The organism is Nonomuraea sp. NPDC052116, from assembly GCF_040680035.1.
In the GTDB taxonomy this organism is placed as follows: Bacteria; Actinomycetota; Actinomycetes; order Streptosporangiales; family Streptosporangiaceae; genus Nonomuraea; species Nonomuraea angiospora_A.
This window is the reverse complement of the sequence record NZ_JBFAWA010000011.1, coordinates 1-13,960: the sequence shown is the minus strand read 5'-3', so window position 1 is coordinate 13,960 and position 13,960 is coordinate 1. Positions and strand designations below refer to the sequence as shown.

The window sequence follows — 13,960 nt, the reverse complement described above, 5'->3', positions numbered from 1 at the left end:
GTCCTGGGCGCCGGGCACCCCGACATCCTGACCACCCGGCAGGAACTCACCAGCTGGACAGAGCAAGCGGAAGAAGCGAAAGGCTAGGGCGGCCTTAATCGACGGTCTGGTGTCGTTCAGGTCGCTGCATCCCCCCAGTGGCGACCATTTGTCGGGCCGAGGCGTTAAAGTGCTGTGGGAGTCAGGACGCGCACGCTCCTTGCCGCTGCCACCGCCTACAGCTGACGACTTCGTGGTTTATCTGCATATCGACTTCGATGTGCTCGACCCGCGGTTCTTGGAGAGCGTGGGATATCCGACGCCTGGTGGGCCGGCGCCTGACGAGCTCATCTCGCTGATCACGGCGGTGGGGTGAGCGGTTCGAGGTCGTGGGGATCGGGCTCATGGAGTACGAACCGGGGAGGGCGGAAGATCAGGAGCTGATGGGGACGATGGTGGCCGGAATCATGGAGGGATGCGGCCGGGGGCGAGGCCACGGCCGACGCCCATCCCCCGGCGACAGGGAATGGGCGTGAGGGTGCCTGGGCCGCCCGGATATCGGATCAGCTAATCATCCGAATTGTCTTTGGCCCAGATATAGTTCCCGTCAGAGTCGGTCTTGTCAGGATAAACCCACTCATATCCCGACACCTTCTGGAAAGGAATTGGAGGTTCGGGCTTGTCCCAGTAAGGGTTGTAAATCCACGGGAAATCATCATCATGGGTGACCACTGTCACGGCATGCTCCTGCCGCCACCATGACGGGATGTCGCCTCTCAGTGCCTGCAGCGCGACCTGCAAGACTCCACCGGCGGTCTCCGGCGACGGCGACCCAATGATCACTCCCGCCTTTCTGTTGCGATCGCCCTCGAGCTGGTCCTGATCTAAGAATCGCCCGACACCTCGCAGGTTCCACTGCCATTGGTGCTTCGTGCCCGCACTGCGCTCCAGCAACAGCGCCGAATCTTCGTAATCCTCGAAGACGATGGCCGATGGCCCGGAGAATCGAACGCACAGAGCATAAAAATCGCCCGTTCGCTCGCCGATGTCCTCTACCCCATCTCTCCAATCCACCTGGGACTGAAGGTCGCGGGGGGCACGGGAGAGAGTGTCCAGCATCTTCTGGCGCGGGTCGTCGGTGACCAGGTCCGACGCCCGGCCGTAAGCGTTCACGTGCGCGGCCACTGCCGCTCGGGCGAGCGGTCCAGCGCTGTCGCGGGAAGGGTCGAGCGGGTCCAAGAAGTCGTCAGCGCTGAGGCCAAAGGATTCACCGACGGCCCACAACATGTCCAGCATCTGCGCGGCGGCGAACTTGGCGCTCTCGGTGTACACCACGAAAGGGGGATCCCGTTCGTCGTCGTAAAGGGAGTCAAGGGGCGAGGATGCCGTGGCCTGGGCGATCACATCGCACGCCTTGTCGCTGGCCGGGGCGGCGCTCTCATCGGTATACGCCGGCATCGCCCCAAGGTCCGGGGCACAAGGGCGTCCTGCCATGGAGGTGTTGACCTGCCCATTGAATATGGCGGTGACGAGAGGGTGTGGCCGCCCCGACAGGCCTCTGATCTCCGAAGTATCGAAGTCGTCGGCGACGAGCCCACGCGCCTGACCGGCAGCCCACATCGCTTTCAGCAGCTTTACGGCCGTGTCCTGCTGTGCTTTGACGATATTGTCGAGCTCCAGCGCCTTGTTTTGGTATGGCGTCACATCACCGCCGTACCAGTGCGTTTCATGCTCGATCATGTCCGCTGCCGCGTCGCTCATGACGGTCCCCTACCTCCCGCAGTTCGGCGAACAAGCCGGGAAGATCCCCGGACTTCATACATACCGCGCGAATACCACCTGCGGAAGTCGTTGCCCGGCCGCACCTCGGCGCGCTCGATCTGGCCGCGTCGCGGTGACCAAGGACGGATGCGCACGCCGTTGACTTAACGTGCAATTGCGTTCAATCCACATCGCAGGCCGCATCCCTACCGTGTCGGCATGACTGAACCCGCTTCCGTCCCCCTTGACCTGACCCCCGCCAAGCCCTCGACCTCGTCATCCGCCAGGTCGCCGCCCTGCCCGACGCCCCCGCCAGCGATTACCGAGCCGCCGATGGTTATCTTGGGTTCTTGGCCCCTTCTCGCAGGTCAGAGCGATATGATCTTGTCAGGCAGGTAAAGGCACGGTGCTGAACCGGGCAGCCATAAGCGCGAGGTTCGCGGCCCTGTCCCGCAAGCGCGATGATCATCACCGCGCCCCGTTCCGGCTCATCGGCGAGGTCGTCGGTGTCTCCGAGCAGACCGCGGCCCGCCGCTACCAGAGCCTGTGCCGCAGCGGTGTCATCCGGGTGATCGGTCTGGTCGATCCAGCCGCGTACGGCCACGCTCGCTGGCTCACTCGGATCCACCGCCACCCCGAGCACGTCGATCCGCTCGTCCGTTCCCTCGTCCAGCGCCCCGACGTGGCGTATGCCACCCTCACGGACGGCCTCGAGATCGTCTACTTCATCAGCGCGCCGCTGCGCTCCTCAAACCAGCAGCTACTACCCAAGGCGGCCGCAGTCCGGGAAATCACCACCAACCTGATCATCCACCACTTCAGCAGAACGGGCCGCAACTGGACCGCCTACGGCGAGCCACTGACCGCCGGGCAGCTGAACCTGCTCGAACCACACCGGCATCATCGGGTACAGCGTCAGCATCCGGGTCCGCCGCCTCAAGCAGGCCACGTCGCTGATTGAGCACGGCCGCCTGGTGCCGCCGCCGGCCTGGCGACCGCGGGCCGAGCCTGCCCAACAGTTCCGTGGAGAACGAAGCCGACGCCGCGGGCCGGCCTGCCAGTAAGGATCTTGCTGTCCGGTACATGCGGCAGTCCTGACCGATCAGAACCCAAATTTCTGTCCGGTTCCCGAACGTACATCGTTGCAGGTCAACGCCCCGATGACAGCGTGTGCGCCAATGTGGCCATGGTCGCCTCCTCATCGTCCCCAGCCGAAACCGCGCTCTGGCTGCTCGGCATACACCCTGCGTGACCTGGTACGACGGCCCCGGAATGTACTTCGCTGCAGCACTCCTACCGACAGGCCGAGAGCCAGGCCTCGGCGCGCGAGCGGGGCCGCAATGGTGGCCGCCCGAGGGCGTTCGACGACGACATGATCGCTTATGCCCGCAGCCTGCGCGGGCGCGGGGTGCCGGTGCCGGAGATCGCGGCCAAGCTGGTCATCCCCACCGGCAAGAACAAGGGCCGCAACCCCTCCCTGGCCAGCGTCTACCGCGTCCTGGGCGCCGACGGCGAGGACTGACGGCGGGGGCTTTGAGCGTTCGGGCGGACCGACGCCTCGTCAACACCTGGTGAACCGGCACACGGCACTCCACAGACGACGGCCCTACAGCGGCCACGCGGGAGGTATGTACGGCAAGGGCGCGGAGCGGGCGGCGGTGTCGGCCGGTGACGGAGCCGGGCAGAAGCGGTCCCGCGCCGGCAGTGCCCCGGTGGCAAGGAAGGTGTTCGTCGCCTCGTCGGCGCAGCTGCCCAGTCCGAACACGCCGTGGCCGCCCTGGTCGACGGTGATCATGGCGGCCCGCCGTCCGAGCGCGGCGCGCAGGCCGCGTGCGCTGCGCAGGGACGTGGCCGGATCGCGGGTGTTCTGCAGGATCAGCACATTGCGCGGCCCGTTGCCGGTGACCGTCACCGGCGGCTCCACCGGCCGGGTCGGCCACGCCGCGCACGGCCAGAGGTTCGAGGGCATGCCCGCCGTCACGGGCCACGCCTTCCGGTCGGCCGCGACCTGCCGGGCGTGCAACGCCACGTCGCGCGGCCAGGCGACGTCATCGCAGACCACCGCGTAGAGAGCAGCGATGCGGTTGTCCGCCGGTACGTCCGCCGTCCCGGCTCGGTCGCCGACCGTGACACCCCCGGCGGAGGCCAGCCGGGCCAGGCGCGCCACAGCGGCGGCGTCCACGGCTGATCCCGTGGAGACGGCCTCCGCCACTTCCTGCCAGAATTCGGCCAGGCTCGGCAGGGCGAAGTCGAAGTAGAGCAACCATCGGGTGATCTCGCGCAGCGCGTTGCCGTCGAGCTCCGGGCCGCCTGGGTTCGGCAGGGGCCGCTCGTCGAGGGCCGCGGTCAGCCGGTCGTAGGCACGCCGCACCTCATCCGGTGTCGCGCCGAGGTGGTAGACGGCGTCCCGCTCGGCTGCGAAGGCGAGGAAGTCGGGCAGGCGCAGCGCGACCGCCTCGTTCCAGGTCCGAAACATGTCCCGCCACACCAGGCCCGGATCGACGGCGCTGTCCAGCACGATCCGGTCGCTGCGGCCGGGGAACAGCGAGAGGTGGACGGCTCCCAGGTAGGTGCCGTAGGAGGTGCCGTAGTAGGAGAGTTTCGGCTCGCCGAGCACGGCTCGGATGCGGTCCATGTCCCGGGCGGTGTTGGCCGTGGTGATGAACCGAAGCACATCGCCGGAGTGCTCGGCGCACGCGGCGGCGGTGGTTCGCGCGAAGGTGACATTGCGCTGGATGCCGCCGTCCGGCGCCGGGTAGGGCAGCACATGCGACCGGGGGGTCGCGGGGTCGATCCCGCAGGTGACCGGGGTGCTGTGGCCGATTCCTCGCGGATCGAACCCGATCAGGTCGTACTGATCAAGGACCTCCGGCGGCAGCACGGTCGCCAGCGCGCTGGGCAGGTCGAGGCCTTGATCGCCGGGACCGCCGGGGTTGGACAGCAGGATCCCGCGGCGCGTCCCGGGCTGCGCGGTCGCGATGCGGGAGATCGCGATCTCGATGGTCCGCCCGCGCGGGGCGCGGTAGTCCAGCGGCACCCGCAGGGTCGCGCACTGCTGGCGAGGATCGCGCGGGACGCCGGATTCCACCTGCGGGCACTCGCCCCAGACCGGGGCCGCCGCTCCCTTGGCCGGCCCGGCGGCTTCGGCCACCGCCTCCGGCGTGCCGATCAGGGCCTCGGCCGACGTGGCCGCGCCTGCCGTCGTGGTCACCATCGCCGCGGCGATGAACATTGACAGCGTTGATCGCAGACTTAATCGCACTGACCACTCCTTGTCTTAGGAACAGATGCTTTCTTGACGACAAGCAAATCGGCACTGCCGGGTACGCGAGCCCTTTGCTCGGAATGGTTTCGTGGGGCACTTCAGTCGAAGATTTAGCGTGACCGGCCGTCGGGCCGGGCCCATTCGCGTAAGCCATGCCGGCGATGACAGATGCTCTTTCCGAGCACGCACGTACGGGGTCACATGGGCGATCTACCGGCGCGGGTGCTTCCGCGGCCGTCCGATTGGTGTTCGGCTACTTCGGATGATGTTCTACTGCTCGTCGAGAAAAACTTCTTCGATCGTCAGGTCGAACGCCTTGGCGAGGCGGAAGGCGACGGGAAGACTCGGGTCGAACTTGCCTTTTTCGATCGCGATGATCGTCTGCCTCGACACGCTGATCCGCCGAGCCAGATCAGCCTGTGTCCAGTCGCGTTCGGCCCGGAGTTCCGTGATGCGGTTCTTCATCGGTATCTGATCATGCCAGCGGCGAAGGCGATCAAGAAGACGACTCCCAGGAGCGCGGGCAGGACTGCAGCGTTGACGTCGTAAGTGATGAGGCCGGCGGTGTCCGCGACGACATAGGCGAATCCGCCGACCCACCCTGCTCCGAGGGAGATGGCCAGGGCCTCCTGCATGACCTTGCGCTGCAACTCATCGACTCTCTGAAGAAAGCGAGTGAAGGCGACGATCCATCCGATGCCGACGGCCAGGTTGACGGTGACCGCGGCCCAGCTTGCCACCGGTTGCTGAGGGTCCCACAAGAGGTCGGGACCGAACTTGGCCAAGGCGAGGGTCGCCGTCCAGGCGAGTGTCCAGAGTACGAGCCGGACGGTTGCCCTGGTCGACTCCCGGTAGTCCCCGGTTGTGGTGTGTGCTTGCACGGGTCGCCCTCCTGCGGCGAGAAGTAAAGGACACTTGACACGGTAGGAAGAGGCCGCCGTGATGTCAAGTGTCCTTTACGTCGGCCGGGTCGATCCCTGGTCAGGGCACCATGGGACGGTCAGGGGTCCTGGTCATATCCGGCCGGAAATTCCCGCTAAGCGATGAGGCACTGGTCAGCGGGGCTCGTCCCTGGTGGTCCAGCCATGTTTGGTGATGAGCTTGGACAGCGTGTTGCGGAGGTGGTTGATGCGTGCTTGGGCATCGGGGCCCTGGATACCGATGGTGAGGGCTGAGTCGGTGGCGTAGCAGGGGTGCGGTTAACCAACGTGACACAGGCCGCCAAATAGGGTCTGAGCTGCGAAATCAGCTTCCTGCTTCCAGTTCGGCCCGCGCCGTCGGCTGTTCGACGGCAGGGCGGCCTGTCGCGAGTTCGGGAACGTACTTGTAGATCGTGGAGCGACTGACGCCGAGCAAGCGGGCGATGGAGGAGACGGTGTTCTCCGGCCGGCTGCCAGGCCCTCGTGCGTGCCTTCCACGATGAGTTCGCGGATGAACTCGGCAAGCGCAGCGAAGACGTGGAAGACGAGTCGGCCGCCGGGGGTGGTGGTGTCCAGCGCCTCGTGCAGGGGGCGGAAGCCGATTCCGCGTTTGCGCGGCCCCGCCACGATGGAGATGAGATCTTGCAGGGAACGGCCCAGCCGATCCAGCGAGGGCACGCAGCGCGCCGTGACGGCTCGCCAGTTTGAGGACCAGCTCGCCACCCCGCAGGGGGAACGCCTCCGCAAGCGGGTCGTGGAAGCTCGGCGCCGGCGCCAGGCTGAAGCTGCCCGGCTGGCACGCGGTCCCACGATACGCCCGAAGAACCCCGGTTCTAACAGCAACGCACAGCAACCTCCCACCGGAGGCTCCCGACTGATTCGCCTGTGAGGCCGACATGACCTGTGGTCAGCACGGACCGAGTCTGGCCCAGCCGGCAACCAGAGCGCGGCAACCGAGCGGGCGACCGAGCCTGGGTGATACCCCGGCGCCACCCGGCAGAACCGACCGAGAGTTATCGACCGGAGTCGTCGTATTCGGGCCACGTTGTTCGTAGCCAGGATGAGAGGCCGCCCGCCAGGGGCGCTGCCACGACCACAGGAGATGACCACCGATGCCGCATCCACAGGCCAAGATCCACCGCATGTTCGAGCTGGTCGAGCCGATCGCCACCGTCACCTTCTCCGAGGTGGCGAACGAGGCGTTCCTGGCCGTCGGCATGCGCAACTACTGGGACGGATACTTCGCCGGTCGGGCCGCGCCGCTGGGGATGGCACCGGCTGGAGTGGTGCACGCGGTCTTCTACAACTTTGCCGACGGCGAGGTGGCACGCCACATCCCCTGGGTGTGGGGGAAGATCAGCCCGCAGGAGGCGATCGCCGTACGCGAGCGGGGCAGCGCCGCCGCCCTGCGGCAGATGATCGGGGAACTCGTCGACTCCCCCGCTCTGGTGCGGGCCGCCGACCTCGCCACCCGAGCCGTGCTCAGCGCGCCGGCCGAGGGCCGAGTGCTGTACGCCGGGCTCCGGGCGCTCGACGTGCCCGAGGAGCCGGTGGCCAGGAGCACCGAGGCCAGCGTCCGGGGATCGACCGGTACGCCACCGGCCGCCTGACACGCGGTAATGAACGTGGGATGGAAAACCAGCTCGGCGCCCTCGGCCTGGGCCTGAACGCGATCACCTGGTGGAACGGCCTCTACCTAGGCGCTGCCGTCGACCGGCTGGAGGCGAGCGGCCTGGCCATCGGACCGCAGATCCGCGCGCGCCTGTCGCCACTGCTGTTCGAGCACATCAACTTCCACGGCTCCCACCCCTTCCACCGCCCGGACCTGCACGGACGCCTGCGCGAGGTCGCCACCCTCGATGCTGAGCCGGGGCAGTAGACCCGGTGAGCGATGCGAGCGACGGCCCAGCCGAGATCGCGCTGGCCTACACGGTGCCGGCCCGGCCGGACGGCCGGCCCGACCTACCGGGTCGGCGGCCGCTGAGTAACGCCGAGCGGGCCCGGCTGCGCGCCGTACCCGGCTCTCTCGCGGCCAAGCACGGCTGGGACCTCTCCGAGGTGCCTACGGACAACGGGAAGGCTGAGCACCAGGAGTGAGTGGGTGTCTTCAAAGCCCCTCGGCCCTGGAATTTGATCTTCAGCCTGAGTCCAGCCCGACGCATCCCGTCGTGACGTCCGCCGGCGCTCAGGGACGCGGGCTCGCGCTCGTCGGCTCTTTCTGGCGGGCGAGGAGCCCGGAGATGGTCACCTCTGCCGTCCGGCGCATCACCTCGGTGAAGTCGAGTCGCATGGCGGCCAGTGCCGGGTCGGAGGCGTAGGCGGCCAGCATCGCCTCTGATGGCCGGTCGCAGGGCCAAGCCGCGGTGGACATCAGCAGGGTCACTTCCACCACCCGGGGCGCGCCGTGGGCGCCGAGTTCGGGCACGTGCCGCAGGACCAGCTGGACCAGCGCCTGCATGGAGTGCTTGGCGGCGTACTTGTGCCGGATGGCGACCTCGGTGGAGATGTTGTGCTCCAGCACTGCGGCCTGCGCGCTGATCAGGTCGCACAGCACCGGCCGCTGCGCCATCGACTCGGCCAGCATCCCGGCCAGCCGGTCACCGCGCTCTCGCGGCGTGCCCTCGCCGGGCTGAAACGACCGCTCCAGCTCAGCGATCCAGTCCTGGACCTCGGCGTCCAGTAGTTGGAGCAGGACCGCCTCGCGCGAGTCGAAGTAGCGCAGCACATTGACCTTGGCCAGGCCGACGCGCCGACTCAGTTCGTTCAGGCTCAGCTTCGCGACCGGCATCTCGGCCAGCATCGCGGCCGCGGTCTTCAAGATCTGCCGGCGTCGTTCGGTCCGCTGCTCCTCGTTGCGGGCGCGCTTGAAGTTCACCAGCCCATCGTACATACCGCCGGTATTTTGCGAAGATACCGGTGGTGCGTTACCGTGACCAGAGACAAGAAACCGGCAGTACTTAAGAGGTGCGTCATGTACCAGGTTCCTCGCCAGCAGGGAAAGCTCGCCGTGGTGACCGGCGCGAACAGCGGAACCGGCAAGGCGGCCGCGACCAAGCTGGCCGCGGCCGGCGCGCGGGTGATCATGGCGGTGCGCACTGTCGCCAAGGGCGAACAGGCGCGCGCCGAGATCCTCAGCGCCCACCCGGCAGCAGAGGTGGAGGTGCGGCGGATCGACCTGGCCGACCTGGCCTCGGTCAAGGAGTTCGCCGACGGCCTCATCGCCGACGGGCGCCCGGTCGACATCCTTCTCAACAACGCCGGGGTGATGTTCCCCCCGGTGCGGCACGAGACCGTCGACGGGTTCGAGCTGCAGCTGGGCAGCAACTTCCTCGGCCCGTTCGCCCTGACCGTGCGGCTGCTGCCGCTGCTGCTGAAAGCGCCCGGCCCGCGCGTGGTGACTATGAGCAGCGGCATGGCCGCCCGCGGCAAGATCGACTTCGACGATCTGAACTGGGAGAAGAGCTACGACCCGACCGGGGCGTACGGGCGTTCGAAGCTGGCGGACCTGCTGCTGAGCCGGCACCTGGCCCGGCTCGCGACCGAGCGTGGCTGGCCGCTGCTGTCAGCCGGGGCGCATCCCGGTGCTGCGGCCACCAACATCGCCGCCTCCGGCCCGAGGCTCGGGGGTGAGCCGAGCCTGCTGTTCCGCGTCGCGCTGAAGATCACCCCGCAGCACAGCGCGGAGGCCGGTGCCGACCCGATGCTGTACGCCGCGACCGCGCCCGGCGTGACCCAGGGCGGCTACTACGGCCCCCGCTGGGGGCTGGTCGGTGCCCCTGCCATCGCGCGGCCCACGAAGAAGGGCCTCGACCGCGACGTCGCCGCCCGATTGTGGGCCGAGGCCGAGCGCCTGACCGGCGCCACCCTCCCCGCCAACCTCTGATCACCCACCAAGCGACAGGCAACACCAGAAATGTCATCTCTCAATGGCAAGGTGGCCCTCATCACCGGTGGCAGCAAGGGCGCCGGCCTGGGCATCGCCAAGGCCTACGTCAAGGAAGGCGTGGCCGTCGCGATCACCGGCCGCAACGCCGATGCCCTGGCCCACGCCAAGGCCGAGTTGGAAGCAGCCGTCCTCGACGCCCGGGTGCTCGCGGACAACAAGGACCACGAGGCCGCCGCGCGGGTCGTCTCCCAGGCCGTCGAGGAGTTCGGGCGGCTGAACATCCTCATCGACAACGCCCAGGAGTTCCGCACGGGAATCGCTCTGGAGGACCTGAGCCGGGACGACATGATCTCCACCACGAGTCCGGCGTGTTCGCGACCTGGCGGTTCATGGCGGCCTCGCTGCCGTACCTGAAGGAGACCGAGGGCACCGTCATCAACCCCCTACGTCACCTCCGCCGAATCCGAGCGCTACGAGCGCGAGTACCCCGACGTCATCGCCGACATCCTGAAGGGCATCGCCCTCGGCCGCATCGGCAACGCCGAGAAGAACGTCGGCAGCCTCTGTGTCCACCTCGCCAAGCCCGAAGGCAAGTACATGACCGGCTCGACGTTGACGGCGGTGCTTTCATCCGCCCCTGACCCATCCGCAACAACCGCACGTACCGATCACACGACCATGAAGGAACACACGACATCATGACCGACCAGCTCAACATCCCGTTCACCAAGGAGAGCACCGCCGATGACGTCATCGCCGGTGTGGACCTGACCGGCAAACGCGCCATCGTCACCGGCGCCTCCTCCGGCCTGGGCGCCGAGACCGCGCGCGCCCTCGCCTGCGCCGGCGCGGACGTGACCCTCGCGGTCCGCAACCTCGACGCCGGCCGGCAGGTCGCGGCGGACATCACCGCGAAGACCGGCAACGCGAGCGTGCATGCCAGAAAGCTCGACCTGGACGACCGCGCCTGCATCGACGCGTTCGTCGCCGCGTGGGAGGGGCCGCTGCACATCCTGGTCGACAACGCCGGGATCATGGCGCTGCCCGAGCTGACCCGCACCCTCCAGGGGTGGGAGCAGCAGTTCGCGACCAACCACCTCGGCCACTTCGCCCTCACCACCGGCCTGCATGACGTCCTCGCCGCGGCCGGCGGTGCCCGCGTCGTCGTGGTCAGCTCGGCGACGCATCAGGCGTCCGGGATCGTCTTCGACGACATCCACTACGACAACCGCCCCTACGACCCGTGGCAGGCATACGGGCAGTCCAAGACCGCGAACATCCTCTTCGCGCTCGAGGCCGCCAAGCGATGGGCCGGCGACAAGATCGCGGTGAACGCGATCGAGCCCGGCGCGATCTACGACACCGGCCTGCTGCGGCACGTCGAGATCACTCCCGAGTTCCAGCAGATCGTTGACGCCACCGCGTGGAAGACGGTCGAGCAGGGCGCCGCCACGCAGACGCTCCTGGCCGCGTCTCCGTTGCTGGAGGGCATCACCGGCGGCTACTTCGCGGACTCCAACGTGATCGAGCGGTCCGAGACCAACCCGCAGGGGCTCGCCCCGCATGCCGCCGACCCCGAGGCCGCCGGCCGACTGTGGGACCTGTCAGAGCAACTGCTCAACCAGCAGTGACCGGCACGGCAGCGACCAGGACACCTACCCGCCCTTGTCCCTGCCCTGTCTGCGCCGGCCGCCTCGACACCCGGCGGCAAGGGGAACAGCCCCGCCAGACGCCCACGGGTGACCGCAGCCGGTTCCGGGAGGAGACGATCACGACGCTGTGGGGATGCCGCTCCATCTCCGGGAGCGCCGCGACGATCGGCAACCCGCAAGACGACGAACGACCGGCGATACGAGGTCGACATCACGAGGAGGAGTCATGCAAGCACAGGGAACCGTGAAAGACGCGTTCAGCGCAGTCCGTGACGAATTCGACAAGGGTCTGCACAGCGACGAGCTCGGGGCCTGCGTCGCGCTGGATGTGAACGGCGAGACCGTCGTCGACCTGTGGGGTGGCCACCGCGACCCCGAACGGACCTCGCCATGGACCCGCGACAGCATCGTCAACTACATCGGAGACCATGGCTGTCACGGCGAACTGATGCGGCTCGGTGAACCCGATGCATCGGTTCACGCCGTCTGACGTGGCTCAGCGAAGGTCCGGGGCACCTCCCTGGCTCGCTCAAGGCTTGATCGACATGGCCCGAGCGGGGCGGGCAGAATGCCTCCCATGATGGATGCGAGTGTGATGCTGCGACTGCTGGCGCTGCTCCGTGACGCGGATTGCGAGATCTGGGTTGCTGGTGGATGGGGCATCGATGCCCTGGTCGGCAAGGTCACCCGTGAGCATCGTGACCTTGACCTGTTGCACCGCGTCGAGCAGGAGCCGCTGCTGATCAAGAAGCTGGAGGCCGCAGGGTTCATCGAGCAGCCCGATGTTCAGCCCGGCCGACCCGTCCGGTTCGTCATGAAGGATCGCCATGGTCACGAGCTGGACCTACATCCGCTGCGGTTCGAGGCGGACGGCTCCGCCGTCCAGCCAGCCAACGATCAGGGCGGCACCTTTCACTACCCTGCGGACGCCTTCACCACGGGCATGATCGAGGGCGTTCCGGTGGACTGCTTGTCGGCGGCCCAGCAGGTCGCCTTCCACCAAGGGTATGAACCCAGCGACCGAGACCGTCATGACATGGCCCAACTGCGCGAGGCATTTGGTGTCGCCACCCACTTCTAGAACCTCATCCTGTGGTCGTTCTCCGGTCGCATCGAATCATCATCGGCGGAGCCCAGACGTCGCGTAGGTAGTCTCCAGGGGGTGCTGGAGGCTCCGACCCTTCTCCGCACACGGGCTTTCTCCTCTACTGAGCTGTACGCCCACGCGGTCGGCTCACCGCATCTGGAATCAATCGAGAGTCGCTCTGATGCTGCCGACCGCGCGGACGACGTAGTCGTAGTCCAGCGCGTGGCCCGATGCCAACCCCACCGTGCGGGCGGCGGTGTCGATGCGCATCACGCTGTCGGCGACCAGCTGAATCCCTCGCCGAGCAGCGTGCCGTAGTCAATCGTGGCGTCGCCGGCACAGGCCACGAACTGGTGCGGCCGGATGCGTTCGACGAACTTCGGGCGGGGGTTTACCAGGGTGATGCCGACGTCGGCGCGCATCCGCAGACGGTTGGCCGCGAGCGTTCCGGCGTAACCGCCGTCGATGACGACGACCTTGCTGGGTGTTTCGTCAGGCCCTCCGGACACCGGGGATCGCCGAGACGTGACGAGCATCGGCCCGTTGCGCTTCCGCGCCCCACGACATCGAAGTCGAAGCGATCGGCAGTCAGGACGCGTCGTCGGTGAAGTGCGAGAGAACCATCTCGACCAGTGCGGCGACGTCGGCATCCACCATCGGCTCGCCGGTCATGCCCATCCGGTGGAGCAGGGTTCCGACGACGACGTCGATGAAGAACAGGACCCGGGTCTCCGGCTCGCCGAGCGCCTCCTGGAGCGCGAGCCGGTAGGGGTCCTGCAACCGGGCGGACAGGATCTCGCGCAGGGCCGGGTCGCTGACGGCGTCGCTGAACACGCCGGCGAACGCGTCGCCGACCCCCGGCTCGCTGATCTTCCCCGCGATCCAGTGGATGGCCGAGGACATGAGCTCGGCTCGACCGGTGCCCTCCAGCGGCACCGGGCCGAACACGTCCAGGAGACAGTCCACGATCAGCGTGCCCTTGGACGGCCAGCGGCGGTAGATCGTCGTCTTGGCGACCCCGGCCGCGGCGGCGATGCGGTCGACGGTGGCACGCGCGTACCCGAGCTCCTGGACCGTGCTCAGCGTCGCGGCGAAGACCACGTCGTTGAGGCCGGCGCGGGGGCGACCCGGCGGTCTGGCGGATGCGGTCGAGGTCATGCCCACACGATAACCCATTGCGCTACCAGCGGTATCGATACTTTCGGTGGCGCAATTACCGGGCTCAGGGCAGCGGTTTTGCCGTGCCGGCTGTAGGTCGTGCAAGCGTTGCGGCGTGTGGTCATGCTCCAGGGTTCGGCGGGCCGGCCTGCTCGGTGGGGGTGCTCAGCGGCAGGCGCAGGACGAAGCCGGCCCCGCCGATCGCGGCCTGCTCGACGTGCAGGGTGCCGTGGTGGGCGGTGGCGATGTCCC

General features: G+C 67.8%; 18 protein-coding genes and 1 pseudogene. 11 read left to right on the top strand and 8 right to left on the bottom strand.

Going from position 1 to position 13,960, the window contains the following annotated elements; all coding sequences use genetic code 11:
* Window positions 1-109: 109 nt before the first annotated feature.
* On the top strand, window positions 110-355 hold the full coding sequence (locus AB0L65_RS22360; RefSeq protein WP_364248320.1) for an arginase family protein: 246 nt from the start codon (window positions 110-112) through the stop codon (window positions 353-355).
* 191 nt (window positions 356-546) lie between these two features.
* On the opposite strand, the gene AB0L65_RS22355 is transcribed toward AB0L65_RS22360, so the two are convergent.
* Window positions 547-1,740 carry a hypothetical protein gene (locus AB0L65_RS22355; RefSeq protein ID WP_364248318.1) on the bottom strand — a complete coding sequence of 398 codons (1,194 nt, stop codon included), beginning with the start codon at window positions 1,738-1,740 and terminating at the stop codon, window positions 547-549.
* 406 nt (window positions 1,741-2,146) lie between these two features.
* On the opposite strand from AB0L65_RS22355, the gene AB0L65_RS22350 reads away from it, so the two are divergent.
* Window positions 2,147-2,701, top strand: coding sequence for an Lrp/AsnC family transcriptional regulator (locus tag AB0L65_RS22350; protein WP_364248316.1), 555 nt, complete (start codon window positions 2,147-2,149; stop codon window positions 2,699-2,701).
* 411 nt (window positions 2,702-3,112) lie between these two features.
* Window positions 3,113-3,262, top strand: a complete 150-nt coding sequence (locus tag AB0L65_RS22345; RefSeq protein ID WP_364248314.1) for a hypothetical protein — start codon at window positions 3,113-3,115, stop codon at window positions 3,260-3,262.
* A gap of 84 nt (window positions 3,263-3,346) precedes the next feature.
* Here the strand turns inward: AB0L65_RS22345 and AB0L65_RS22340 are convergent, their stop codons facing one another.
* The 4 genes and pseudogenes from AB0L65_RS22340 to AB0L65_RS22325 form a co-directional block, all read right to left on the bottom strand.
* Window positions 3,347-4,972 (bottom strand): alpha/beta hydrolase, encoded by a 1,626-nt coding sequence (locus tag AB0L65_RS22340; protein ID WP_364248312.1) that lies wholly within the window; start codon window positions 4,970-4,972, stop codon window positions 3,347-3,349.
* A 303-nt stretch (window positions 4,973-5,275) separates the two neighbouring features.
* A complete protein-coding gene (locus AB0L65_RS22335; protein ID WP_364248310.1) occupies window positions 5,276-5,470 on the bottom strand; it encodes a helix-turn-helix transcriptional regulator in 195 nt (64 codons plus the stop codon).
* Entirely contained in the window at window positions 5,467-5,745 is a 279-nt protein-coding gene (locus tag AB0L65_RS22330; protein ID WP_364248308.1) for a hypothetical protein, read from the bottom strand. The genes AB0L65_RS22335 and AB0L65_RS22330 overlap by 4 nt, the downstream gene beginning before the upstream one ends.
* Window positions 5,746-6,250: 505 nt before the next feature.
* Window positions 6,251-6,594 (bottom strand): annotated as a pseudogene (locus AB0L65_RS22325) (recombinase family protein); the annotation flags it as partial.
* A gap of 443 nt (window positions 6,595-7,037) precedes the next feature.
* On the opposite strand from AB0L65_RS22325, the gene AB0L65_RS22320 reads away from it, so the two are divergent.
* From AB0L65_RS22320 to AB0L65_RS22310, 3 genes are read left to right on the top strand one after another with little or no spacing between them, the layout of a single operon-like run.
* Window positions 7,038-7,535, top strand: a complete 498-nt coding sequence (locus AB0L65_RS22320; protein ID WP_364248306.1) for a hypothetical protein — start codon at window positions 7,038-7,040, stop codon at window positions 7,533-7,535.
* A gap of 20 nt (window positions 7,536-7,555) precedes the next feature.
* Window positions 7,556-7,804 carry a Tn3 family transposase gene (locus AB0L65_RS22315; protein WP_364248304.1) on the top strand — a complete coding sequence of 83 codons (249 nt, stop codon included), beginning with the start codon at window positions 7,556-7,558 and terminating at the stop codon, window positions 7,802-7,804.
* 5 nt (window positions 7,805-7,809) lie between these two features.
* Complete coding sequence (locus AB0L65_RS22310; RefSeq protein ID WP_364248302.1) at window positions 7,810-8,022, top strand: hypothetical protein; 213 nt, start codon at window positions 7,810-7,812, stop codon at window positions 8,020-8,022.
* An 88-nt stretch (window positions 8,023-8,110) separates the two neighbouring features.
* Here the strand turns inward: AB0L65_RS22310 and AB0L65_RS22305 are convergent, their stop codons facing one another.
* Window positions 8,111-8,800 (bottom strand): TetR family transcriptional regulator, encoded by a 690-nt coding sequence (locus tag AB0L65_RS22305; RefSeq protein WP_364248300.1) that lies wholly within the window; start codon window positions 8,798-8,800, stop codon window positions 8,111-8,113.
* Between the two features lie 96 nt (window positions 8,801-8,896).
* Here AB0L65_RS22305 and AB0L65_RS22300 point away from each other — a divergent pair, with 96 nt between their 5' ends.
* From AB0L65_RS22300 to AB0L65_RS22280, 5 genes are all read left to right on the top strand, one after another.
* Window positions 8,897-9,808, top strand: a complete 912-nt coding sequence (locus AB0L65_RS22300) for an SDR family oxidoreductase (RefSeq protein ID WP_364248298.1) — start codon at window positions 8,897-8,899, stop codon at window positions 9,806-9,808.
* A 30-nt stretch (window positions 9,809-9,838) separates the two neighbouring features.
* Window positions 9,839-10,225 (top strand): SDR family NAD(P)-dependent oxidoreductase, encoded by a 387-nt coding sequence (locus AB0L65_RS22295; RefSeq protein ID WP_364248296.1) that lies wholly within the window; start codon window positions 9,839-9,841, stop codon window positions 10,223-10,225.
* Between the two features lie 284 nt (window positions 10,226-10,509).
* Window positions 10,510-11,442, top strand: a complete 933-nt coding sequence (locus AB0L65_RS22290) for an SDR family NAD(P)-dependent oxidoreductase (protein WP_364248294.1) — start codon at window positions 10,510-10,512, stop codon at window positions 11,440-11,442.
* A gap of 247 nt (window positions 11,443-11,689) precedes the next feature.
* A complete protein-coding gene (locus AB0L65_RS22285; RefSeq protein WP_364248292.1) occupies window positions 11,690-11,953 on the top strand; it encodes a hypothetical protein in 264 nt (87 codons plus the stop codon).
* An 87-nt stretch (window positions 11,954-12,040) separates the two neighbouring features.
* Window positions 12,041-12,544, top strand: a complete 504-nt coding sequence (locus AB0L65_RS22280; protein WP_364248290.1) for a hypothetical protein — start codon at window positions 12,041-12,043, stop codon at window positions 12,542-12,544.
* 275 nt (window positions 12,545-12,819) lie between these two features.
* On the opposite strand, the gene AB0L65_RS22275 is transcribed toward AB0L65_RS22280, so the two are convergent.
* Entirely contained in the window at window positions 12,820-13,086 is a 267-nt protein-coding gene (locus tag AB0L65_RS22275) for a hypothetical protein (protein WP_364248288.1), read from the bottom strand.
* 52 nt (window positions 13,087-13,138) lie between these two features.
* Window positions 13,139-13,708, bottom strand: a complete 570-nt coding sequence (locus tag AB0L65_RS22270) for a TetR/AcrR family transcriptional regulator (RefSeq protein WP_364248286.1) — start codon at window positions 13,706-13,708, stop codon at window positions 13,139-13,141.
* Between the last annotated feature and the right edge of the window lie 252 nt (window positions 13,709-13,960).